This is a genomic window from Bradyrhizobium diazoefficiens (assembly GCF_016616885.1).
In the GTDB taxonomy this organism is placed as follows: domain Bacteria; phylum Pseudomonadota; class Alphaproteobacteria; order Rhizobiales; family Xanthobacteraceae; genus Bradyrhizobium; species Bradyrhizobium diazoefficiens_F.
In genome coordinates, this window is record NZ_CP067102.1 from 5,546,355 (window position 1) to 5,569,968 (window position 23,614).

The following is a 23,614-nucleotide window of genomic DNA, read 5'->3' on the forward strand; positions in this document are numbered from 1 at the left end:
CTTTCACGCGAAGGCCAGGATCGCAAGGACGCCTGCAAGCAGCAGCATGGCGCGGCGGTAGATCGTCAATCCCTCGACGATGTCGGCCGCAAGCGGATCGCGCGCGCCTTCATTGAGCCAGGGCTCGTCGGTCGCGCTGCCGTGATAGATGCGGGGGCCGCTGAGCCGCACGCGAAGCGCGCCGGCCATGGCCGCCTCCGGCCAGCCGGCATTGGGCGAGCGATGGCGGCGCGCATCGCGCGTCATGCACGACAGCGCCTCGGATCGTTTTGGCGCGAGCACCACGAAGAGGAAGCCGGTCAAACGGGACGGAATGAAATTCGCGACATCGTCGATGCGCGCAGCCGCCCAGCCAAAGGCTTCGTGCCGTTCGCTGCGATGGCCGATCATGGAATCCAGCGTATTGATCGCCTTGTAGCCCAAAATGCCGGGCAGGCCGAACAGCGCGCCCCACAACACGGGTGCGACGATGCCGTCGGACGCGTTTTCTGCGAGGCTCTCGATGGCGGCGCGCGCGATGCCGGCTTCATCGAGCGCGGCGGGATCGCGGCCGACGATGCGCGCGACCGCCTCGCGCGCGCTGGCGATGTCGCCGCCCTGCAGAGGATTCGCGACGGCGGCGACATGATCATGCAGCGAACGTAGCGCCACCAGCGGCCAAGCGAGGACGCCGACCAGCGCGATCTGGATCCAGACCCAGGGAAATAAGAACTGAAGCAAGGATTGAAGCAGCCAACCAAGCGCGACCGCAAGCGCAATCACCAGAAGCGTGCCGGCGATGCCGGCAGCGCGGCGAAGCACCGGCGGGGCAGACGCGCGATTCCAGCCGGTATCGATGCCGGCGATCAGCCGGCCCAGCCAGGTCACGGGGTGGCCGATCCACGCGAACAGCGGTGAAGGCCAGCCCAGCAGGGCATCCACCGCCATCGCCACCACCATCGCGCCCGCAAAACCCACACCCGTCTCCTGTCCTGCCCCTGTTGCGCAAAGCAAGCGGCGAGCGCAAGCCCCCGGGCGCCTGATTTCGGCTTTGTCTTTGGCCGCGATTGGTGATTAGTCAGGCCCACAGGAGATCTTTATGGCCGTCATCTTGATCACGGGCGGAGCGCGATCGGGCAAGAGCGCCCACGCGGAGAAGCGCGCGCGCAGCTTTCCGGGCCGGCCCATCTACATCGCGACGGCCGAGGCGCTCGATGCCGAAATGGAGTCGCGCATCGCGAAGCATCGAGCCAAGCGCGCGGCGGTCGACTGGATTGAGCGGGAGGTACCGCTGGATCTCCTGCAGACGCTGATCGAAACCGATGGCGGTGGCCCAAGGCTCGTGGACTGCCTGACCTTGTGGCTCTCCAATATGATGCACGCGGGGCGCGACTGGGAACACGAGGTCACGAAACTCGCCGTCTTCCTCGGCGGCCAGAAAAGTCCGGTGGTTTTCGTCACCAACGAGGTCGGTCTCGGCATCGTGCCCGACAATGCGCTGGCGCGCAGCTATCGCGACGCCGCCGGCATCATGAACCAGATCATGGCGGCCGTCGCCAACGAGGTCGAGTTCGTGGTCGCCGGCCTGCCGATGAAGCTGAAATGACGCCGCGCGCCGACATTCTGAAAGACGTCGTCGCCGATCTCAGGATCGCGGCGTCCTTCGTCACGATCGTGCCGGTGGCATCCTCGAAGCCGGCCGGCGACGGTGACATCGCGCGCGCGACCTGGGCGCTGCCGATCGCGGGATTGCTGGTGGGCCTTGCAGGCGCCGTGGTCTACGCGCTTGCGAGCAAGCTCGGACTGGCACCAGGCATGGCCGCCCTGCTCGCGCTCGCCACAACGACCCTCATCACCGGCGCGCTGCACGAAGACGGGCTTGCCGACACCGTCGACGGACTCGGCGGCGGGCAGACCCGCGAGCGCAAGCTCGAGATCATGCGCGACAGCCGGATCGGCAGCTATGGCGTCTGCGCGCTGATCCTGTCGTTCGGCCTGCGCTGGAGCGCGTTGATCGCAATCGCCGATCCATGGGCGGTGATGCTCGCTTTGTGCTCAGCCCACGCTGCGGCCCGCGCAGGCGTGCCGGCCTTCATGTCCTTGGTTACCCCGGCGCGTCCCGACGGGCTCTCCGCGCGCGCCGGATCGCCGCCGGGCCGCAGCGTGGCCATCGCCTTCGCTGTTGGAACGCTCGCCCTCGCCCTTGCGCTCGGACCGGCCAAGGCGCTGGTCGGCCTGGTCCTGCTGTCGCTCGCCGGGCTGATCCTGGCGCGGCTCGCCATCCGTCAGATCGGCGGACAGACCGGCGACATCCTCGGCGCTTTCGAGCAGATCGGCGAGATCCTGATCCTGCTGGTGGCCGCAGCCTTCCTTCGCGCGGGAGGATGATCGATGGTCGAGTTCGACGACGCCTTCCGCCGGCAATTGCGCGAGTTGTTCGTGTGGCGCCGCGACGTGCGCCGCTTTCGCAGCGATGCGCTGCCCGACGGCGCCGTGGAGCGGCTGATCGAGACGGCCTGCCTGTCGCCGTCGGTCGGCCTGAGCCAGCCGTGGCGCTTCGTCACCGTCGATGATGCGGCACGGCGCCGCGCCGTGGTCGACGATTTCAGGAGCTGCAACGCCGAGGCGCTGAATTGCTACTCCGGCGAACGCGCCGGCCGCTATGCCGCGCTAAAACTCTCGGGCCTCGAACAGGCACCTCGCCACCTCGCAGTATTCGCCGACAAGGCCAGCGACATCGGCCACGGCCTCGGCCGCGCGACCATGCCGGAGACGACGGAATATTCCGTGGTCGCGGCAATCACCGCGATGTGGCTCGCCGCGCGCGCCGAAGGCATCGGGCTTGGCTGGGTCTCCATCCTCAATCCGGAGCGCATCCACGGGGTGCTCGACGTACCCGCTTCCTGGAAATTCATCGCCTATCTCTGCATCGGCTATCCCGAGGCCGAGTGCGATCAGCCCGAGCTCGAGCGGGCGAAGTGGGAACACCGGCGGGGTGCGGACGAGTTTACACTGCGGCGCTAATTAGACGAGCAGACCTTTGCAACGCGTGCGGCGTAGACTGCTTTTGGACCCGTTGCGGACTAACCGCGGGGACTCGTAGGATGGGTTGAGCTCTTGCGAAACCCATCGCACGTGTTTCGTGATAACGTCGTACCATGACCGCCTACCGTCGCAACTTCGTTCCGGGTGGATGCTTCTTCTTCACCGTCAATCTGGCGGAGAGGAAGCTATCCTTGCTGACGGATCATGTCGAGCTGTTGCGCGTGGCGTTTCGTGAGACACGCCAACGCCACTCATTCACGATCGACGCCATCGTGGTGTCGCCCGATCACCTTCACACCGTATGGACACTACCTGAAGGTGACGCCGATTTTGCGACGCGCTGGCAATTGATCAAGTCCGCCTTTTCGCGCCGCCTGGCGCGAAACGAACGAATGTCCCGAAGCCGCGCGGCAAAAGGTGAACGGGGCATCTGGCAACGCAGATATTGGGAACATACTATTCGCGACGAAATCGATTTTGCCCGGCATGTCGACTATGTTCATATCAATCCGGTCAAGCACAGGCTCGTCGACCGTGTCGGCGATTGGGCGCCGTCCTCGTTTCATCGCCACGTAGAGCTTGGCAACTATCCTCCCGATTGGGCAGGCGATCAGTCAGATGATGGCCGCGATTACGGCGAGCGATGATCGCGAAGAGATGGGTTTCGCAAGGGCTCAACCCATCCTACGAGCTGGTCGGGCTAAGCAGACATCGGCCGGCTTGACACTTGACGAGACAGCGCCCCCCGGCCTCAGCGCGTCCCCACGCGCATCTCTTCTTCACGCCCAAACCGCTCCACCAGAAAATCGATAAACAGCCGCACCTTCACCGACAGGTGCCGCGTCGGCGGATAGACTGCATAGAGCGCAAGCGGCGGCGCAGAATAATTGTCCAGCACCGTCCGCAACTCGCCCTTCCGCAACGCATCCGCGGCAATGAACTCGGGCAGCAGCGCGAGCCCCCTGCCCTTGATCGCGACGTCGCGCAGCACCTCGGCATTGTTGACGCAGAGCGACCAGGCTGGCTGGATCCAGTGGTCGCCGTCGTGGCCTGTGAGCTTCCACTGATTGCCGGTGAGCAGGAAGCCGTAAGTGAGCGAGGCATGCTCGCGCAGATCCTGCGGATGCTTAGGCGTGCCGTGGCGCGCCAGATAATCCGGAGAGGCGCAGACCATGCGCGACACAGGCACGATCTTGCGCGCAATGAGGCTAGACGATTCCAGCTCCGCGATGCGCAAGGTCACGTCAAAACCGTCCTGGACGGGATCGAGCAGATCGTCGCTGAGCACGATCTGGAGCTGAAGCTCGGGATAGCGCGCCATGAAGTCGGCCAGCACGGGCCCGAGCCGCATGGTGCCGAACGACATCGGCGCGTTGACGCGCAACAGTCCCCGCGGCGCCGACTGGGCTTGCGACACCGCCTGATCGGCGGCCTCGATCTCCGAGAGGATGACGACGGCGCGCTCGAAATAGCGCTGGCCGTTCTCGGTCGGGCTCGCATGGCGGGTGGTCCGGTTCAAAAGCTGGACGCCAAGGCTCTCCTCGAGGTCGGCGATGTATTTGCTGATCGCCGAGCGCGACAGCCGCAATTGCCGGCCGGCTTCGGCAAAGCTGCCGCTTTCGACCACTTTGACGAAGGCCCGGAGGCTGGCGACCTTATCCAAGGGCCAGGCCTCGCGACTGTTTCCAAATCGTAGACATAGATGTCATATTTGCATGGATTGTCTCCAATCCAAAGCGGAACGATATTTCCGTTCAGAGCAAGACCGCTCCCCGTACTCAGGAGGACGACAATGTCTGGACTGCACCACGTCACCGCGATTGCCGGCGACCCCATCCGCAATTTCGGCTTCTACACCAGGGATCTCGGCCTGCGCTTCGTCAAGAAGACGGTCAATTTCGACGATCCCGGCACCTATCACTTCTATTACGGCGACGAGACCGGCCGCCCCGGCACCATCCTGACCTTCTTCCCCTGGGCCGGCGTCCCGGCCGGGCGGCGCGGCGTCGGCGAGACCCATCAGACCGCCTTCCGTGTGCCGCAGCGCTCACTCGGCTACTGGACGCAGCGCTTCATCGAGAAGGGCATCGCCTATGAGGCGCTTGAGAAGCGCTTCGGCGAACCCGTGCTGCCGTTCACCGATCCGGATGGCATGGCGCTCGCGCTCGTCGGCATTCCCGACGCCGAGAACGAGCCCGGCTGGAGCAATGGCGACGTGCCGGCCGAGCATGCGATCCGCGGCTTCCACGGCGTGACCTTGCTGCTCGACAGCGCGGCGAAGACCGCCGCCGTCCTCACCGACGTGTTCGGCTTCAAGGAAGCGGGGCGCGAAGGCTCGGTGATCCGCTTCAAGGCGCCGGGCAATGCCGAAGGCAGCGTCGTCGACATCTACGAGGCCAAGGGCTTTCTGCGGGGACATCAGGGCGGCGGCTCGGTGCATCACATCGCCTTTCGCGCGGCAGATGATGCCGAGCAGGGCACGATGGCGCAAAAGCTCGTGAGCAACCACGGCCTGCACCCGACCGAGCAGAAGGACCGCAACTACTTCCGCTCGATCTATTTCCGCGAGCCCGGCGGCGTGCTGTTCGAGATCGCGACCGACATCCCCGGCTTCGCCGTGGACGAACCCGTCGCGACGCTCGGACGCGACCTGAAGCTGCCGAGCTTCCTCGAACAGCATCGCAAGCAGATCGAGGATGTGCTGCCGAATTTGGAAGAGACCGCGTCATGACCGACTTCATCCATCGTTTCGAGCCCGCGCGCGACGAGGGCTCTCCGCCTCTCCTGTTGCTGCACGGTACCGGTGGCGACGAGAACGATCTGCTCGGGCTCGGCAGGATGATCTCGCCCGGCTCCGCCCTGCTCTCGCCGCGCGGTCGCGTGCTCGAGCACGGCATGCCGCGCTTCTTCCGCCGTCTCGCGGACGGCGTGTTCGACGAGGATGACGTGCGCCGCCGCGCGCTCGAGCTCGGCGATTTTGTCGCGGAAGCAAGGAAGCAACACGGCATCGCCGCACCGATTGCGGTCGGCTTCTCCAACGGCGCCAACATCGCAGCCTCGCTGTTGCTGCTGAAGCCGGACGTGCTCGCAGGCGCGATCCTGCTGCGTGCCATGGTGCCGCTGTCGGATCCACCCAAGGCTAACCTGGCAGGCAAGCCCGTTCTGCTGTTGTCCGGACAGGCTGACCCGATCGTGCCGGCGAGCAATTCGGCAAAGCTTGCGGCGCTGTTGTCGGAAGCAGGAGCGCGTGTCGACCACAAGGTCCTGCCGGCAGGACACCAACTGTCGCAGGCCGATTTGACGCTGGCCCGCAACTGGATCGGCAACGTCGACGCGAAAGCGGCTTAACAGATGGCGGCGCATCGTTTTCGAACGGTGCGCCGCAGCTTCACTCGAACCAACCGCGCCGCTTGAACCAGATCAGCGGCAGCACGCCGCCGACCAGGGAATTGAAGTGTTCGAGAACAGCAAAACGTTGGATGAGCTTGCGGCTCGGATGCTGGAATGGTCCAGGAAGCAACTTTGAGTACGGCCAACGCATTTTTTTAAGCCGCGATTAGTTTGATATGCGATCTGACTGCATTGGCATCGCACGCAAGGTTTGCAGCATGACGTCAGTCGCCACCCCGCTCGCGCACATGCCTTCGGCCGCTAGTCCAAAGTCAACGAGGCTATGATACGTCGGGCCTCGGGCCTTCGTGAGTGGGACAAGCCAAGCAGCATGTCCATGCGATTTCAGTCCATTGAAATACAGTTCCTGCGTTGAAAACGGGATGTTGGAGTCACGCGGGTCGGAGATTAGGAATATCCTGCGCGCAGGTTGATCCGGTATTTGCTTCAAGGAATCATAAGGATCAAAAAAGACTTCCGTCTTCAAACGGCTGACCCATCCCCTCGCCCTCAATCGCGCGCGATACGCCGCAGCCGGCGAAGAAAGGACGACGCATTGAAGATCATTGCGCTGAGCAAGGAACTCTGCCGCAAGCGTCCCGCCTCCACTATGCCCTCCAAGCACCCAGCGGCCGATGTGATAGCGCGACTTCAAGGTATCGATTGCTGAGGCCATCAGCTTCGCTTCCAGCAGCGTGTGCCTGATGTCATAGTGCTTTCCCGCACTTCCATACGTGCCCGGCCTGGCCAGGAAAATGAACGGCACGCCGTATCGTCCGAATTGCCCTTGCGATTGTTCGATCATCGCTGCAACGCCCAGCCCTGCTTGGTGGCGCACGCCTTTAGGGCCGCCCATTACATCACCCGGCATCCAGACTTCCGCCAGCGGATTCTGTCCGTCTGCATTCAATCCTGCAGCGTAGTATCTGAGGCAATATCCGTTGCCCTCTACGCTCACCCCGACCGCCGTTTGACGCGCCTCCATCTCTTTGCAAGCCTCAGGCGAAATCTGCGTTCCGTTAATGACTTTGACTGGATCGAACATCTCGTCGTCTGGCCGGGACTGGGCCAAAGCTCCCGACGAAATCAGGAGTAAATTTGCGCTCACAATCAAGGACATGAGGGCCGCGCTTCTCGCGGTTTTCAACATTGCCATTCCTGCGTGTGCAACGGCGCTCGACTGGTGGCGCATTCTTGATGGCGTGCCTCGCCTAACATCGCAGCCTGTGTCGACAATGCCATCATGCCAGTGTTTTGCCCGACGGGTCAACTGCAATTTCGGATTTACGAAATCAACCCGAACGGGCCGCGCAAGCCATTGAAAGAACTAGCCCCGGCTACTGTGCATGGGGTTGTTTTGCAGGTTTCGCTTTGATGCCGATCGGGTAGGAGGAAGCCTTGCGGCTTCCCCCTCCCACACCACCGTACGTACGGTCCCGTATACGGCGGTTCGTCAAGCACGATTGAGGTGGCGGTGCAGTCCGACGAAGGACGGCAGGCCGAGTTGCGTGAAGAAGGCGGCGCGATAGGCGTCGTTCATGTGGCTGGCCCCGGCATTCCACCAAGGGCCGCGGCCGTTGTAGGCCGACCGCCATGCCCGCTCCGGATCGAGCCCGCGTTGCATCAAACGCTTGAGGCGTGTCCGTGGCCGTTTCCACTGTCGCCAGAGAACACAGCGCAATTTGCGCCGCATCCAGCCGTCGAGCTCCTCGAACACCCCTTTGGCCTCCGCCAGCCGGAAGTATTGCAGCCAGCCGCGCAGGATGGGGGTCAGGGTCTTGACGGTCGATGCCAGTGTTCGTCCACGCCCTTGGCGCAGCGTCGTCCTCAGCTTGCTCCGCAACCGCTTCACGCTTTTGACCGCTACCCGGAGGCGCGGCTGCTTGTGAGCGGTCATGGTGTAGCCGAGGAAGGTCCGCACCCAGGGACGGTCAACCGCGCTCTTCGCTGCGTTGACCTTGAGCCTCAACCGCTCGGTCAGGAATCGCGTGATCGACGCCATCACCCGCTCGCCGGCCCGTCGCGTCCGAACATAGATGTTGCAGTCGTCGGCGTAGCGGCAGAAGGCATGGCCTCGTCGCTCGAGTTCCTTGTCCAGATCGTCGAGCAGGATGTTCGACAGCAAAGGTGACAGAGGGCCGCCTTGCGGCGTGCCTTCGCTCCGTGCCGTCGTAATCCCGCCCGTCATCAGTCCAGCCCGCAGGTAGCGGCGGATCAACCGCAGCACCCGCTTGTCCGCAACCCGGCGCGCCACCCGTGCCATCAGCACGTCGTGGTTCACCCGGTCGAAGAACTTTTCCAAATCGAGGTCGACGACAAAGCGTCGACCCTCAGCCACATGCGCTCGCGCGGCAAGCACCGCGTCGTGCGCGCTGCGTCCCGGACGGAAGCCGTACGAGGCCTTGGAGAAGCCTGGATCGAACAGCGGCATCAGCACCTGATGCATCGCCTGCTGGATCAGCCGGTCTACTACCGTCGGGATGCCAAGTTGGCGCACCCCTCCGCCAGGCTTGGGGATTTCCACCCCGCGCACCGGCTGCGGCCGGTAGCGGCCTTCCAGCAGTTCCTCTTTGATGCGCGGCCAATGCTCCTTCAGATACGGCTGCAATTGCTCCACGGTCATCCGATCGATGCCTGCAGCGCCCTTGTTCGCCATTACCCGACGGTAGGCCGTCATCATGTTCGCTCGGCTGACGATCTCCTCCATCAGCCGCGCTTCCACCTCCGGAGGGGAAGGTTGCGGTCTCGCCGTGGCGATTGATGCACCCAGCCCCTGCTCTGGCGGCTTCCGGCCGCTACCCTCGGGGTGAGCACGACGCATCTCAGCGTCATCGTCTGCATCTGTTGGCACCATCGACAGGCCGGCCTCCTCCGGTACTCGACGTTCGGCCCTTCGCCGGCTTGGTGCTGCCGGTTACTACGGCCTCTGCTGACTTCTGCCGCCCCATCCCGACGCCTTGCGGCGCCGGTAGCACACCCGTTGCCGGGGGCAGGACGGCAGACCTCCCAGGGTCAGTCGCGTGACCTTCGTGCCATCTACCTGTCGCATCTACGGCCGCACCCTCCGAGTGATATCGGGCTTCGGGTATTTGGGCTCCCTCGCCCGGATGCGGACGCCTCTTATGCGCTTGCTGTTCGTCAGGCCGGCACTTTGCTTACAGCTTCCTTCAGACCCCGCCTCGCGACGACGCCCTTGCTGTTCGGCTAACGGTTCCTATCACCAAGGTCCGTAGAGGACTCACACCTCCAAGTCATCGACCGGACACCACTCCGGTCAAATCGCGCCACTCACGGCGCTCCGCGCCATGCCTGGCGCACCCAAACAAATGACCTCTCCCCCGATGGCTAGCGTGAGCACACATCTTGGTCGAGGAAGTATCCTTCGGCAATGGCATTGAAGCGTGTGAGGCCGTGGGACATTGTAATTGGCCCTGTGGATCGCTCGCTTTCATAACCTGTCCATCCGCCGAGGCGAGCGATCGTCCAGGCGGCCCAGGCAAGGCTTTGGGGCGGATATGGGTTCTGCTGCTTGATCGTGCGACCTTGGAGTTTGTCCTGGAGCGCTTCGAGGACTTCGATCTGTCTGTCGTCGAAGACGTGACTGGCGGGCTGGTCATGGTGGGGAGCGGCACGTGCGAGCACGAGTTGCATGCTGGTCGTTGCGCCAATCAATGCGATGACGGCGAGTTTTTCCAGAGCCTCACCGTCTTCGGCGACGCTCTCTTCGATCTTCAGTCCCTGGCTCTTCACGGTCCGGAACAGCTGCTCGATGTGCCAGCGCTGCCGATACCAGCCTATGACAGTCAGCGCCTGTGCGGCGGTATCGACGGCATGGGTGGTCAGCAAGCGCCAGTGGACCGGCGTTTCCTTGGCGGGCGGATCGCGCTCGATGACCTCGATGGCGGACAATTCGATCTCCTCCGGGGCATCCCGGTCGGAGCAGGATTGCGGGCGGCGGATTCGGACGCGCCCGAAGCGCACGGTCAGGCGGGCCTGCCGCGCCTGACGCTTTTTGCCAGGCCGCGCCGGCAGATCAAGCGAGTAGCTGTGCCTTTCGGGCAGTTCCGCCATGGCTGCAAACAACGTCCCGCCATCGACCATCGCGCGGTCGCGGCAGGCGCGCGTCAGAAGCTCGGTGCGCCGGTCCGGCAGACGAGCCCATTTCTCGTAGATGTCGCCTTCGCGGTCATCGATCACCGTGACCCGGACGGCCTTGCCCAGCGCCGCCTTGGCGCGTTGAGGACCCTTGAGCCAGCGGTAGGACTCCTTTTCCTCGATCGGCTGCTTGCGATAATCCTTGCTCTTGGCCTTCAAGCGCCGCCAGACCTGGACGTCAAGCAGACCGAGACAATGTCCATGCTCGGCGTCTACCGCCAGCATCGGATGCACGAACAACCCGACATCGCGGCCATTGCCGACGGTGCCAAGGCCGCGTTTGCGTTCGCGCTGGCTCTCATAATTGATTTCGCTGGTATCTTGGATCACCAGCACATGACGATCGGCGCTGGCCTCGGCTACCCGTGCTCTCTGATGCAGCACCATCTTCGAGACTGTGACCCGATCGTTCAGCACAAACCGGCGGAATGCGACTTGCTCGGCACGCGTGTCGCCAAGTTGACGCAGGCAGATCGTCTGCCGATCCGACACGCGCTGCAACAGCCGCGCGCCGTTTTTTTAAGACGCGCGTCGCCAAAATGCCCAAGATTCATCTCCGCCACCGCCTTCTCGTGAGAATCGCGACAGCAGATAAAGAATCACATCGGATTCCCTCCGCTCAAGTCCCAAATGCTTGATAAATCGCGGAAAGATGTGTGCTCACGCTAGCCCCCGATGGGGAGAGGCCCAATTCGAGATGTCAGATTTGACTTAGGCGACTGGGTCTATTCCCAGGACCAGGCCGAGAAATCGTTCTCGAACTGCGGGACTTCCTTCCAGACGCCCTTCAGCTTCTTGTTGATGACCGTGAGCCATTGCGGCTGGAACAGGAAGCCGGCCACCGCGTCAGTCGCAAGCATGCGCTGGGCATCGCCGAGCAGCTTGGCGCGACCGGCCTCGTCCGGCGTCGACACGATCTGTTTGTAGAGCGCGTTGAACGACTCGTTGTTGTAGCCGAGGTAGAAGTCGGGCTCGGTCAGCTTGACGAGATCGAACGGCTCGACATGCGAGACGATGGTGAGGTCGTAATTGTGCGGCCCGTTGGGGGCGAAGGCCTGCGACAGCCACTGCGCCCACTCGACGTTCTCGATCTTGGCGTTGATGCCGACCTTGGCGAGCTGGGCTGCGAGGATCTCGCCGCCCTGCCGCGCGTAGGGCGGCGGTGGCAGCTTCAGGCTGAGCTCGAGCGGCGTGGTGACGCCGGCCTCGCTGAGCAGCTTCTTCGCCTTCTCGGGGTCGTAAGGATTGACGGCGGTGGTGTCGACATAGCCGAGCGAACCCGGCGTGTAGAAGCTGCCGATCGGCGTGCCGAAACCTTCGACCGCGCCGTCGATCATCGCCTTGCGATCGATGGCGGCGAGGATCGCGCGGCGCACCCGCACGTCGTCGAGCGGCTTCTTCTTCTCGTTGATGGCGACGATGGTCTTGGCCTTGGAGCCACCGACCAGCACGGTGAAGCGCGGATCGCTCTTGAATTGGGCGACACCGCGAGTGGTGACGCGCGGGAACGCGTCGACGTCACCGGACAGCAGAGCCGCGATCTGCGCGGCGGGATCGCCGATGAAGCGGATCGTCACCTTGGACAGCTTGATCGCGGAGGCGTTGCGATAGTCGGCCCATTTGTTCAGCGTGAGCGAAGAGCCCTTGACCCAGGCCCCGAGCTGGTACGGCCCGGTGCCGACCGGCTGCGTCACGTTGGTCGCAGCACTCTTCGGCTCGACGATCGAGCCGCTCGCCTGCCCGAGCAGGAACGGCAGGTTCGGCTCGGGATATTTCAGCGTGAGCACGATCGTGGCGGCGTCGGTCGCATCGACCTTCTCGAAAGCCTGGAACAGGCTCTTGTCCTTGTTGGTGCTGTTCGCAGCCGCGTTGCGCTCGAACGAGAATTTGACGGCGGCGGAATCGAAGGCTTCGCCGTTCTGGAATTTGACGCCCTTGCGCAGCTTGAACGTATAGGTTTTCAGGTCGGGCGACGCGGTCCAGCTCTCGGCGAGCAGCGGCGCAACCGAGCCGTCCTCGTTGATCTTGGTCAGGGTCTCATAGATGTTGTAGAGCGTGACCTCGGCGATCGCCGCAGCGGCGGCGTTGGTGGGATCGAGCCCCGGCGGCTCCAGCGTCATGCCCATGACGACGCTGTCCTTCTTGCTCTGTGCCAGCACCGGCAGCGGCGCCGCGGCCAATGCTGCGGCAAAAGCGACGATCGTTAGCTTCTTCAACATGCCCTAACTCCCCGGCCTTCTTCTGTCGTCTTGAGGCTACGCCAATCCCGTAGCCGACATTAGCCTTCCATGGTCGCCTGCGGCAATGCCATCACGGCCTCCGCCTTGTGACAGGCGGCGAGATGTCCCTCGCCCACCCTGCGTAGCAAGGGCGGAACCTCGCGGCAATGCTGGTCGGCGAGCGGACAACGCGCCACATAGGGGCATCCGGCAGCCGTCGCCGATTGCGAGGCGATCGCCTGGGCCCCGCGCCGGCGCCGGCCCCCGCCAGCACGTGCGCGTGGCACCGCCTCCAGCAGCGCCCGCGTATAGGGGTGGGCGCAGCGTTCGAACAAATCCTCCGGCCGCCCCTGCTCGACGACCCGGCCGAGATACATCACCGCGACCTCGTCGCAGAGATAGTCGACCACGGCGAGGTCGTGGCTGATCAGGATATAGCTCAGGCCGAACTGCTCCTGGAGGTCCTGCATCAGGTTCAGCACCTGCGCCTGCACGGAGACATCGAGCGCGGAGACCGGCTCGTCCGCGACGATCAGTTTGGGTTGCGTGATCAGCGCGCGTGCGATGGCGATGCGCTGGCGCTGGCCGCCGGAGAACTCATGCGGATATTTGTCCATGTCCGCGTCGCGCAAGCCGACCTGCTTCAGCACCGCGGCGACGCGGGCGCGGAACGTGCTGCGGTCGGCGTCATCGAGCACGGTGAGCGGCTCGGCGACAATGCGCGCAATGGTCTGGCGCGGATCGAGCGATCCATACGGGTCCTGGAACACCATCTGGAAATTGCGGCGTGCGCGGCGCAATTCATCGGGTGAGATGCGGTTGAGATCGCGGCCGAGCAGCGTGACCTGCCCCGCGGTCGGCCGCTCCAGCGCCATCACCACCCGTGCAAAGGTCGACTTGCCCGAGCCGGATTCGCCCACGATGCCGAGGCTCTTGCCGGCGGAGACTTGCACGCTCACACCATTGAGCGCGCGCACCTCTCCAGGCGGACGGAACAGGCTTTCGCGCGGCAGCGCGTAGCGCTGCTCGATGTCTCTTACGTCGAGAAGCGGCGTTGGTACGGCCGTCATGCGGACAGCGCTCCGACGCGTTCGGCCATCGAGACGTCCGTCCTGATGCAGCGCACGCCATGGCCAGGCCCGACATCCACCATCGGTGGCAACGCGGCGCGGCACTGGTCGATCACGAGCGGACATCGATTTGAGAAGGTACAGCCGGAAGGCAGATCGACGAGCTCTGGCACCGTGCCCGCGATCGTCGTCAGCCGCGTCCCCTTGCGCGCGCCGAGTTTGGGGCGGGCGCGGAACAGGCCCTGCGTGTAGGGGTGACCCATCCGGCGGAACACTTCGTCGGTCGGTCCGCTCTCGACGACGGTGCCGCCATACATCACCATCATCCGCTGCACGTTCTCGGCGATGACGCCGAGATCGTGCGAGATCAGGATCATCGACATGCCGCGCTCCTCGACGAGGTCGGCGATGAGGTCGAGGATCTGGCCCTGGATGGTGACGTCGAGTGCGGTGGTGGGCTCGTCCGCGATCAGGAGATCAGGCTCGCAGGCGAGCGCCATCGCGATGGTGACGCGCTGGCGCTGGCCGCCGGAGAATTGATGCGGATAGGCATCGATGCGCTTTGCAGGATCGGGCAGCCCGACCCGGTCGAGCAAGGCGATTGCCTCTCTGCGTGCCTGCGACGCCGAATATTTCTGGTGACGCCGCAGCGGTTCGGCGACCTGATGGCCGATCGTGTGCATCGGGTTGAGCGCCGTCATCGGCTCCTGGAAGATCATGCTGATGCGGTTGCCGCGCAAGCCGCAATAATCCGCATCCGGAAGCCGCGTGAGCTCGTTGCCATCAAGCTTGATGCTGCCGCTGACGACCGCGCTGTCCGGCAGCAATCCCATCAGCGACAGCGCCGTGACCGACTTGCCGCAGCCGGACTCGCCGACGAGCCCGAGCGTCTCGCCACGCTTCAGCGCAAAACTGACGCCGCGCACGGCCTGCGCCGGGCCACGGCTGGTGTTGAGGCGTACGCCGAGATTCTCGACGGCGATCAACGTTGCGGGATCAGCCATGGTCATCGCTCCCGCGCCAGTCTGGGATCGAGCAGGTCGCGCAGGCCGTCGCCGAGCAGATTGAGGCCGAGCACGGCGATCGCGATCGCAGCACCCGGATAGACCGCGAGCATCGGCGACTGGAACAGCATGGTCTGCGCATCGTTCAGCATGCGGCCCCAGGACGGCTGCGGCGGCTGCGTGCCGAGGCCGAGATAGGACAGCGCGGCCTCGGCAAGAATGGCGAGCGCAAACTGGATGGTCGCCTGCACGATCAGGATCGACAGGATGTTCGGCAGCACGTGCTCGATGGTGATACGAAAGGCGCCCTTGCCTGAGGCGCGCGCCGCCAGCACGAATTCGCGCGCCCAGATCGCGTTGGCCGAGCCGCGCGTCAACCGGATCAGGGTCGGGATCTGGAAGATGCCGATCGCTATGATCGAGGTCAGCATGCCCGGGCCTGCGACCGCGGCGAGCATGATTGCCGAGAGCACGGCCGGAAAGGCGAAGGTGAAGTCGGAGAAGCGCATGATGATCTCTTCGGTCCAGCCTCGCTTGGCCGATGCGATCAGGCCGAGGCAGACGCCGAAGGCGAGACCGATGCTGACCGCGATGATGCCGACCAGGATGGTCGAGCGGGCGCCGGCGAGCAGCAGCGAGACAATGTCGCGGCCAAAGGTATCGGTGCCGAGCCAGTGCGCCGCCGACGGCGGTCGGAGTTTCGAGGCGATGTCGATCTCGTAAGGGGACCACGGCGTCCACACCAGCGAGAGCACCGCCGAGACGACCACCATTAGGCTGAGCACGCCGCCCAGCACGAAGCTGCGATGGCGCAGCGCGCGGCGCCAGAACGTCCTGGCCGACAGTGGACGCGTTGCGACCGGCGCGTCAACCGAACTGGTCATGGGCGCGCTCACAGGTCGTGAACCTTGATGCGGGGATCGATGAAGGCATAGAGCACGTCGACCACGAAATTGACGATGACGACCATGGCCGCGAGCAGCATCACGCAATTGCGCACCACGATCAGGTCGCGGTTGGCAATCGACTGGAAGATCAGGCGGCCGAGGCCGGGCAGGTAGAACACGTTCTCGATCACGATGGTGCCTGCGAGCAGATTGGCGAATTGCAGACCCATCACCGTCATCACGGGAATCATAGCGTTGCGCAGCACATGGCTCCACAGCACCTCGCGCTTGCCGAGGCCCTTTGCCCGCGCGGTGCGGACGAAATCTTCGCGCAACACCTCGAGCACGGCCGAGCGCGTGACGCGGGCGAGGATCGCGGCCTGCACCACCGCAAGCGAGATCGACGGCAGCAGCAGCGATTTGACGCCGGGCCAGATGCCGTCCTCCCAGCCGGCGAAGCCGCCCGCGGAGAGCCATTGCAGCCGCACGGCAAACAGCAGCACCAGGAGAATGGCGAACCAGAAATTCGGCAGCGCGATGCCAATCTGGGTCAGCGACATCACGCCGACATCGCCGAGCTTGTTGTGGTTGGCGGCGGTGTAGATGCCGGCCGAGAGCGCCAGCACCACCGTGATCAGCATCGACATGATCGCAAGCGGAATGGTCAGCACCATTCGCTCCGCGATCAGACCGCCGACCGGGGTGCCATAGACATAGGAGTTGCCGAGATCACCGACGACAAAGCCCTTGATCCATTGCAGGTACCGCACCGCCAGCGGCTGATCGAGCCCAAGCTTGACGGTGAGCGCGCGCACCGCATCGGCAGAGGCGTCGGCGCCCATCAGCATCTGCGCGGCATTGCCCGGCAGCGCGTCCAGCACCAGGAAAATGATCACGGATGCGCCGACCAGCGTCGCCAGCAAAGTCAGGACACGTCGGAGGACAAATACGCTCATGCGCGGTCGGATTCAGGGCCCATCAGCGGCACGATCAACATGTCCGGACGCCCGACGCAAGCCCCTTGCCGCATGTGCCCCATCTCAGCCTGGCCGGCGGGCGAGAAGATCGTGCGAGGCCTCGAACAGCGCGCTGACGCGCAGCAATTCCGCGTCGGCCCGGAAGCGGCCGACGAGCTGGAGCCCGATCGGCAGCCCGTCGCGACCAAAACCGCAGGGCAGACTGATCGCGGGGTGGCCGGTCATGTTGAACGGCATGGTCCAGGGGAACCAGTGCGGCCGGACGCTGTCGAAATGCGCCCCGTCGATCTCGATGGTGCCGAACAGGTCCTGGTCGATTGGCAGCGCGGTGCGGGTGATGGTCGGCATCGCCAGAAGGTGCCCGTTCGCAAGCAGGGATTGCACGCGACGGAACAACGCCGTGCGCGCGAACATCGCGTCTTGATAGTCAACGCCGCTGACATTGGTTGCCAGCGCGATCTGCTTGACGAAAGCCTCGCTGAGGACATCACGATGCTCCGCCACCAGCTTCGAAAAGCGCGAGCGCCAGACGGTATGGTTGATGGCGCGCCAGATCGGCTCAACGTCGTAGCCCTCGCCAGAGAATTCCTCGAGCTCGGCACCCAGGCGCGCGAGCCGGTCGAGGCTCGCCTTGAAGGCCGTGGCGACATCCGATGACACCGGGCGTCCCGGCGGCGAGGCGCAGAACAGAATCTTCTGCCCGCGCAGATCGCCGCGCGGAGCGGCGGTGCCGATGAAATCGGGCACGGGCACGCCGATTGACCAGGGATCGCAAGCATCCTCACCGGCCATCGCCTGCATCATCAGCGCGGTGTCCGCGACCGTGCGCGTGGTCGGCGTGACATAGGTCTGGTTGCCGAACGCATCCAGCGCCTGGCTGTGCGCGATCACGCCATTGCTCTGCTTCAAGCCAACGACGCCGTTGCAGGCGGCCGGAATCCGCGTCGAGCCGCCGCCATCGGTGGCAATCGCCAGCGGCGCGATGCCGCTCGCCACCGCGACGGCGGCGCCTCCGCTTGAGCCGCCGGACGAACGCTCTACACTCCACGCATTGCGGGTGCGGCCGAACAGCGGCGAGTCGGTCAGGCATTTGCTGCCGAATTCCGGTGTCGTGGTCTTGCCGATCAGGATCGCGCCTTCCGCGCGCAGCTTTGCCACCGCGACGGCATCCTCGGTGGGGACGTTGTCCTTGTAGGGAACGGCGCCGAAGGTGGTCTTCACGCCCTTCGTGTTGACGATGTCCTTGACGGTGACGGGAAGCCCATGCAGCAGGCCGAGCGGCTCACCAACCATCACCTTGCGCTCGGCTTCGCGCGCCGCTGCCATCGCCTCGTCGCCACAGAGGGTGATGAAGCAGTTCAACGCCGGCTGGAGCGCCTCGGCGCGCGCGAGCGCGGCGCTGACGATTTCGACCGGCGACACCTTCTTGCTGGTGATACGTTCGCGCAGCTCGGTGGCGGAGAGAAAACAGAGATCGTTGCTCATCAGGACAGGCTCGCGTCAGGACGCGCGGACCTTGCCAGCGCGGAGTTGACCTGTCCATTTCGGCCGACGCATGGCGACAATCCGCCGGGACATCGCGAGGCCCCTGACGCAGGGCTACCAGCTCCTGCTGATCTCGTGGCTCCAGGGCGGATCGGCCCCCGGGCGGGTGCAGGTCAAGCCGGCGCAGTTGGCGGCAAAGGACAGCGCGCGGCGGAGCTCGTCTGCGCGGATGTCCTTCAATTTCTGCCGGGCAAGGCGCCCCTGCTTGTGCAGGGCGAACAGCAATGCGGCCTGAAAGCTGTCGCCGGCGCCGATGGTGTCCACGACCTCGACCTTGGGCGCCTCGACCTCGATCTGCCCTGCCTTCGCATGCCAGGCGATGGCACCATTGTTGCCGCGGGTGATGACGACGAGACTTGTGCCCTGCCCCAGAATCGCACTCGCGCGTTGCTGATAAGGCTCCTCGCCGAACAGATAGGCGAAGTCGACGTCCGACATCTTGATAAGATCGGCGCTCGCGGCGAACTCGACCATGCGCGCAAGATAGGCCGGCTTGTCCTTGACCAGATTGGGCCGGCAGTTCGGATCGAAGGAGATCGTTGATGAGGCCCACGCATCTGCGATCAGGGCCTTGGTCTCGGCAGCGCCCTGGTCGTTGACCAGCGTGGTCGAGCCGACATGGACGGCTTCGACCACATCTAACGGGATGGTGCCGCGCCGAAACGTCCAATTCCGAGTCGCCGTCTCGGCGTCATAGAAGGCGTAATGGGACTCGCCGCCGACGATGCGGACGAAAGCGAGCGTGGTCTGGTGATCGCTACGGGTGGCGAGACCAAGCTCGACGTTCGAGGCGGTGGCGTGGTCCGCGATCATGCGCCCGAACAAATCGGTCGAGACGCCGCCGACGAAACCGGTCGGTGCGCCAAGCCGCGCGATGCCGATCGCGACGTTGAGGCAGGAGCCGCCAACCGCCGGCATCACCGCTTCGCGGCCGTCGGCGTTTTTCGTTGGAACGAAGTCGATCAGCGCATCCCCGCAGGAAATCAGCATGTCTTCTAACCCTTGGCCATGTCCCGCATCGCCGCCCGGCTGCCGCGATCGACCTCGCGCAGCAGCTTGTACACCTCGCGCTTCTTCGTGTGAAACGCGGCCATGTCCGGCGCGGTCGGCTCGCTCTTGCGTCCGAGCGCCGACATTTTGGCCATGGTCTCGCCGATCGAGGCATAGGCGCCGCCGGCGACCGCACCCAGCATCGCGGCACCCAGCAGCACCGGCTCCTTGGTTTGCGGCAGCGCGACCGTGAGGCCGGTGGTATCGGCCATGATCTGCCGCACCAGTGGACTACGGCTGGCGCCGCCGCCCATGATCATGATGCCGGCATGCACGCCATGCGCGGCAAAGGCCTCGATCACCTCGGCGAGCCCGTAGGCCAGCCCGCACAGGCCGGCGATGAACAGGCGCTCCATCGCACCGACGTCGGTGTCGAGATCGAGGCCAGCGATCACGGCGCGCGTGTCGGGGTCGGCGTAAGGCGACCGGTTGCCGATGAACTCAGGGAGCACATGGATGTCGCGGGCGAGTAGCGCGCCGCGACTGACGTCACCTGCGTGCGCGATGATGCGGCGTTCGAGGAATTCGATGAGGTCGATGCCCTCGCTACGCGCCGCCGCGCTCGCCTCGGCATGGCCGGGATGCGACTTGAGGAGATGGTCGATCGCCGCACCCGCGGCCGACTGCCCGCCCTCATTGAGCCAGAAGTTCGGCACCATGCCGGAATAATAGGGCCCCCAGACGCCGGGCACGAAACACGGCTCTTTCGTCGTCGCCATGATGCAGGCCGACGTTCCCATGATGTAGGCCAGACGATCGCTGACATCCATCGTTCCGCCCGATTCGTCACGCCCGCCGATCCCGCCGATGCCGCCGGCATGGGCGTCAATCAGGGAGGCGCCGACCGGTGTGCCAATGGACAGGCCGAGATCGGCGGCGGCCGCGCGCGTCAGACCGGCGCCGAGCCGCGTGCCGGGGGCGACGATCTCGGTGCCGATTCGGGCGTAGTTCTCACTGACAAAGTCGGACAGGCCAATGCGCTGGAAGAACGGCGCGCTCCAGCCGCCGCCATCATGCGCGAGGTAGTTCCATTTACAGGTGACGGTGCAGGTCGAGCGCTGCAGCGAGCCGGTCGCGCGCCAGGTCAGATAGTCCGCGAGATCGAAGAAATGCCCGGCAGCGTCAAAACTCGCGCGCAGATGCCGCTTCAGCCACAACAGCTTTGGCATCTCCATCTCGGGCGAGATCGAGCCGCCGACATAGCGCAGCACCGCATCCCCGGTCTCGTTGATCAGCCGCGCCTCGGCAATGGCGCGATGATCCATCCAGACGATGACGTTGCGCTGCCTGTCGCCGGAGGCGCTCACCGTGACCGGCTCGCCTTGGCGGTCGAGGACCACCAGGGAACAGGTCGCGTCGAAACCGATGCCGCCGACGCTGTCGGCCGCGATGGCCGCTTCCGCCATCGCCGCCCGCACCGATTTGACGCAGGCCTCCCAGATGTCCTGGGACGACTGCTCGACGATGTCGCCGGCCTCGTGCCAGATCCGGATCGGATGCTTGGCGGTCGCAAGCAGCGTGCCGGCCTCGTCAAACACCCCTGCCCGCGTGCTCGTGGTCCCCACGTCGACGCCGATATACGCTCGCGGCATTGTCGCTCCCGGTCGCTTCCGTCAGTTTTGACGCAAGCCTACCAGCAAGTGTAGCCGCCATCCACCAGCACGATGCTGCCGGTCATCAGGCTCGCGGCCTCGGAGGCCAGGAACAGGACGACCGAGGCGATCTCCTCGACCTGCCCCATCCGCGCCATCGGGGTTCCACCGATCCAGGCGTCGTACATCTTGGCGTTGCTCTTTACGAAGGCGTTCAGCGGCGTCTCGATATAGGTCGGGGCCACCGCGTTGACGCGGATGCCGCGCGCGCCCCATTCGGCGGCAAGGGACTTGGTCAGATGGTGCACGCCGGCCTTGGAGGCGTTGTAGAAGCACTGCTCCTGCGGCTTGTTGACGATGAACCCGGACATCGAGCCAACATTGACGATGGCACCGCTCTTGGCCTTGAGCATGTGCTTGCCGAACTCGCGGCAGCACCAGAAGGTGCCGTTGAGATTGACGTCGATGACGTTGAGCCAATGCTCGTCGGTGACGGTCTCGGCCGGCGTTTCGCTGCGCGCAATGCCGGCATTGTTGACGAGGATATCGACCTTGCCGTGACGGGCGACAAGATCATTGGCGACCTCCGCCACGCGCTTGGTGTCGGTGACGTCCATGATCGCGGTCTCGATGTCAAAACCCTTCGCCTTCAGATTGGCCTTGGCATCGCCGGCGACCTTGCTGTCGCGGTCACCGATGACGACCTTGGCGCCGGCCTCGGCTAGCGCTTCGGCGCAGGCAAGCCCAATGCCCTGCCCGCCGCCGGTGATGAACGCGGTCTTGCCGCTCAGCTTGAATTTCTCGAGGTACATGGTCGTCTTTCCGTTGTCTTGCCGTTTCTTGTTAGTTCCGAAGCGCGTTGCCGCTGGCGTCGAAGCGGTGAATGCGCGCGGGGTCCGGCACCAGCGACACGCGGTCGCCGGCATGCAGGCTCAATTCGCCGATGTAGCGCGCCGTCAGCATGCCGAGCGGCCCGGCATCGACATAGAGAAAGGTATCGCTGCCGAGATGCTCGGCGACCGCGATCGTGCCGGGCCAGCCGCCGGCCCCGTCGCGTTCGATCTTGATGTGCTCCGGCCGCACACCGATCGTGGCGGCGCCCTTTTGCGCGGCGTTGTCGCCGGTGACAAAATTCATCTTGGGCGAACCGATGAAGCCGGCGACGAAGAGATTGGCCGGCCGCTCATAAAGCTCCAGTGGCGAGCCGTATTGCTCGATCTTGCCGCCGTTGAGCACGACGATCTTGTCGGCCATGGTCATGGCCTCGACCTGGTCGTGGGTGACGTAGATCGCGGTGGTGCCGAGCTGCTTCTGCAGCCGCGTCACCTCGATGCGCATCTGCACGCGCAGCGCAGCATCGAGGTTCGACAACGGCTCGTCGAACAGGAACGCCTTGGGCTCGCGGACGATGGCGCGCCCGATTGCAACGCGCTGGCGCTGGCCGCCGGAGAGCTCGCGCGGCTTGCGATCGAGATAGGGCGTGAGGTTGAGCGTCGCGGCGGCGGCTTCTACCTTGCGGTTGGTTTCGTCTTTGGAGAGGCCTGCCATCTTCAGGCCGAAGCCGATATTGCCGCGCACGCTCATATGCGGATAGAGCGCGTAGGACTGGAACACCATCGACAGGCCGCGCTTGGCGGGCGGCGTGTCGACCACGTTCTTGCCGTCGATCAGGATCTTGCCGCCGGAGACGTCCTCGAGGCCCGCAATCAATCGCAGCAGCGTGGTCTTGCCGCAGCCGGAGGGGCCGACGAACACCACGAAGGAGCCGTCTGCGATCTCGAGATCGGCGCCCTTGATGATGTGCACGGGGCCGAAGGATTTCTGCACGCCCTGAAGTGTGATCTGACCCATGATCCGGCAGCCCCTTTACTTCACCGCGCCGAAGGTGAGCCCGCGCACGAGCTGCTTCTGGCTGAACCAACCGAGGACGAGAATGGGCGCGATCGCCAGCGTCGACGCCGCCGACAGCTTTGCCCAGAACAGTCCTTCCGGACTGGAATAGGACGCAATGAACGTGGTGAGCGGCGCGGCGTTCGAGGTCGACAAATTGAGCGTCCAGAACGCCTCGTTCCAGGCCAGGATCAGATTGAGCAGCATGGTCGACGCCAGGCCCGGAATCGCCATCGGCGTCAGGACGTAGACGAGCTCGCGGCCGATCGTGGCGCCGTCCATGCGCGCGGCCTCCAGGATGTCGCGCGGGATCTCCTTGAAATAGGTGAAGAGCATCCAGATCACGATCGGCAGGTTTCCGAGGCAGAGGATGAAGACGAGACCGATGCGGGAATCGAGCAAACCAAAGGTCTTGTAGATCAGGTAGATCGGGACGAGCACGCCGACCGGCGGCATCATCTTGGTCGAGAGCATCCAGAGCAGGATGTCCTTGGTGCGCCTGGTCGGCGAGAACGCCATCGACCAGGCCGCGGGGATCGCGATCAGCAGCGCGATCAACGTCGAGCCGCCGGCGATGATGATCGAATTCATCGCATGGAGCAGATAGTCGCTGCGCTCCTGCACGGTCGCATAGTTTTCTGTGGTCCAGTGGAAGAACAGGAAAGACGGCGGAATGGCGAAGGCCTCAAGCTCGGTCTTGAAGCTCGCCAGCACCATCCACAGGATCGGGAAGAAGATCAGGAAGCCGAAGAACCACGCCCCGATCGTCGAAACCACCACCCGTTGCGTCGTTGACTTGCGCGCCATGATT

The 23,614-nt window shown here is 64.5% G+C and carries 23 protein-coding genes; 6 read left to right on the forward strand and 17 right to left on the reverse strand.

What is annotated here, in order from left to right; genetic code table 11:
* Positions 1–3: 3 nt before the first annotated feature.
* Positions 4–957: an adenosylcobinamide-phosphate synthase CbiB gene (gene cbiB, locus JJC00_RS25960; protein WP_246773920.1), complete on the reverse strand. Its 954-nt coding sequence runs from the start codon at positions 955–957 to the stop codon at positions 4–6.
* 121 nt (positions 958–1,078) lie between these two features.
* Between cbiB and cobU the strand changes: the two genes are divergently transcribed.
* The 4 genes from cobU (at position 1,079) to JJC00_RS25980 (ending at position 3,671) form a co-directional block, all read left to right on the forward strand.
* Positions 1,079–1,585: a bifunctional adenosylcobinamide kinase/adenosylcobinamide-phosphate guanylyltransferase gene (gene cobU, locus JJC00_RS25965; RefSeq protein ID WP_200468718.1), complete on the forward strand. Its 507-nt coding sequence runs from the start codon at positions 1,079–1,081 to the stop codon at positions 1,583–1,585.
* Positions 1,582–2,367: an adenosylcobinamide-GDP ribazoletransferase gene (gene cobS / locus JJC00_RS25970; protein WP_200468719.1), complete on the forward strand. Its 786-nt coding sequence runs from the start codon at positions 1,582–1,584 to the stop codon at positions 2,365–2,367. The genes cobU and cobS overlap by 4 nt, the downstream gene beginning before the upstream one ends.
* 3 nt (positions 2,368–2,370) lie before the next feature.
* Positions 2,371–3,003: a 5,6-dimethylbenzimidazole synthase gene (bluB, locus tag JJC00_RS25975; protein ID WP_200468720.1), complete on the forward strand. Its 633-nt coding sequence runs from the start codon at positions 2,371–2,373 to the stop codon at positions 3,001–3,003.
* A 134-nt stretch (positions 3,004–3,137) separates the two neighbouring features.
* Positions 3,138–3,671, forward strand: coding sequence for an REP-associated tyrosine transposase (locus tag JJC00_RS25980; RefSeq protein ID WP_200468721.1), 534 nt, complete (start codon positions 3,138–3,140; stop codon positions 3,669–3,671).
* Positions 3,672–3,775: 104 nt separating this feature from the next.
* Here the strand turns inward: JJC00_RS25980 and JJC00_RS25985 are convergent, their stop codons facing one another.
* Positions 3,776–4,687 (reverse strand): LysR family transcriptional regulator, encoded by a 912-nt coding sequence (locus JJC00_RS25985; RefSeq protein WP_200468722.1) that lies wholly within the window; start codon positions 4,685–4,687, stop codon positions 3,776–3,778.
* Between the two features lie 129 nt (positions 4,688–4,816).
* On the opposite strand from JJC00_RS25985, the gene JJC00_RS25990 reads away from it, so the two are divergent.
* Both JJC00_RS25990 and JJC00_RS25995 read left to right on the forward strand, forming a co-directional pair.
* Complete coding sequence (locus JJC00_RS25990; protein WP_200468723.1) at positions 4,817–5,755, forward strand: ring-cleaving dioxygenase; 939 nt, start codon at positions 4,817–4,819, stop codon at positions 5,753–5,755.
* A complete protein-coding gene (locus JJC00_RS25995) occupies positions 5,752–6,372 on the forward strand; it encodes an alpha/beta hydrolase (RefSeq protein WP_200468724.1) in 621 nt (206 codons plus the stop codon). The genes JJC00_RS25990 and JJC00_RS25995 overlap by 4 nt, the downstream gene beginning before the upstream one ends.
* 40 nt (positions 6,373–6,412) lie before the next feature.
* Here JJC00_RS25995 and JJC00_RS26000 read toward each other — a convergent pair whose 3' ends face one another.
* The 15 genes from JJC00_RS26000 to JJC00_RS26070 all read right to left on the reverse strand — a co-directional run bounded on the left by JJC00_RS26000 (position 6,413) and on the right by JJC00_RS26070 (position 23,610).
* Positions 6,413–6,565 (reverse strand): hypothetical protein, encoded by a 153-nt coding sequence (locus tag JJC00_RS26000; RefSeq protein ID WP_200468725.1) that lies wholly within the window; start codon positions 6,563–6,565, stop codon positions 6,413–6,415.
* A gap of 15 nt (positions 6,566–6,580) precedes the next feature.
* Complete coding sequence (locus tag JJC00_RS26005; RefSeq protein ID WP_246773921.1) at positions 6,581–7,564, reverse strand: alpha/beta hydrolase family protein; 984 nt, start codon at positions 7,562–7,564, stop codon at positions 6,581–6,583.
* Between the two features lie 303 nt (positions 7,565–7,867).
* The gene (gene ltrA, locus JJC00_RS26010; protein ID WP_246773922.1) at positions 7,868–9,121 is read right to left on the reverse strand and encodes a group II intron reverse transcriptase/maturase; all 1,254 of its coding nucleotides are present in this window, start codon (positions 9,119–9,121) and stop codon (positions 7,868–7,870) included.
* A gap of 638 nt (positions 9,122–9,759) precedes the next feature.
* Positions 9,760–11,061 (reverse strand): IS4 family transposase, encoded by a 1,302-nt coding sequence (locus JJC00_RS26015; RefSeq protein ID WP_246774251.1) that lies wholly within the window; start codon positions 11,059–11,061, stop codon positions 9,760–9,762.
* Positions 11,062–11,294: 233 nt separating this feature from the next.
* The gene (locus JJC00_RS26020) at positions 11,295–12,788 is read right to left on the reverse strand and encodes an ABC transporter substrate-binding protein (RefSeq protein WP_200468729.1); all 1,494 of its coding nucleotides are present in this window, start codon (positions 12,786–12,788) and stop codon (positions 11,295–11,297) included.
* A gap of 59 nt (positions 12,789–12,847) precedes the next feature.
* Complete coding sequence (locus JJC00_RS26025) at positions 12,848–13,858, reverse strand: ABC transporter ATP-binding protein (RefSeq protein WP_200468730.1); 1,011 nt, start codon at positions 13,856–13,858, stop codon at positions 12,848–12,850.
* Positions 13,855–14,868, reverse strand: a complete 1,014-nt coding sequence (locus tag JJC00_RS26030) for an ABC transporter ATP-binding protein (RefSeq protein ID WP_433996462.1) — start codon at positions 14,866–14,868, stop codon at positions 13,855–13,857. Before JJC00_RS26030 ends, JJC00_RS26025 begins: the two co-directional genes overlap by 4 nt.
* Entirely contained in the window at positions 14,865–15,758 is an 894-nt protein-coding gene (locus JJC00_RS26035; protein ID WP_200468732.1) for an ABC transporter permease, read from the reverse strand. The genes JJC00_RS26030 and JJC00_RS26035 overlap by 4 nt, the downstream gene beginning before the upstream one ends.
* The gene (locus tag JJC00_RS26040; RefSeq protein WP_200468733.1) at positions 15,755–16,705 is read right to left on the reverse strand and encodes an ABC transporter permease; all 951 of its coding nucleotides are present in this window, start codon (positions 16,703–16,705) and stop codon (positions 15,755–15,757) included. Before JJC00_RS26040 ends, JJC00_RS26035 begins: the two co-directional genes overlap by 4 nt.
* An 84-nt stretch (positions 16,706–16,789) precedes the next feature.
* A complete protein-coding gene (locus JJC00_RS26045; RefSeq protein WP_200468734.1) occupies positions 16,790–18,211 on the reverse strand; it encodes an amidase in 1,422 nt (473 codons plus the stop codon).
* Positions 18,212–18,325: 114 nt separating this feature from the next.
* Entirely contained in the window at positions 18,326–19,261 is a 936-nt protein-coding gene (locus JJC00_RS26050) for a carbohydrate kinase family protein (RefSeq protein ID WP_200468735.1), read from the reverse strand.
* A gap of 5 nt (positions 19,262–19,266) precedes the next feature.
* Complete coding sequence (locus tag JJC00_RS26055) at positions 19,267–20,913, reverse strand: FGGY-family carbohydrate kinase (RefSeq protein ID WP_200468736.1); 1,647 nt, start codon at positions 20,911–20,913, stop codon at positions 19,267–19,269.
* Between the two features lie 38 nt (positions 20,914–20,951).
* Entirely contained in the window at positions 20,952–21,725 is a 774-nt protein-coding gene (locus JJC00_RS26060; RefSeq protein ID WP_200468737.1) for an SDR family NAD(P)-dependent oxidoreductase, read from the reverse strand.
* Positions 21,726–21,756: 31 nt separating this feature from the next.
* Positions 21,757–22,764: an ABC transporter ATP-binding protein gene (locus JJC00_RS26065; RefSeq protein WP_200468738.1), complete on the reverse strand. Its 1,008-nt coding sequence runs from the start codon at positions 22,762–22,764 to the stop codon at positions 21,757–21,759.
* Between the two features lie 15 nt (positions 22,765–22,779).
* Entirely contained in the window at positions 22,780–23,610 is an 831-nt protein-coding gene (locus tag JJC00_RS26070) for a carbohydrate ABC transporter permease (RefSeq protein ID WP_200468739.1), read from the reverse strand.
* Between the last annotated feature and the right edge of the window lie 4 nt (positions 23,611–23,614).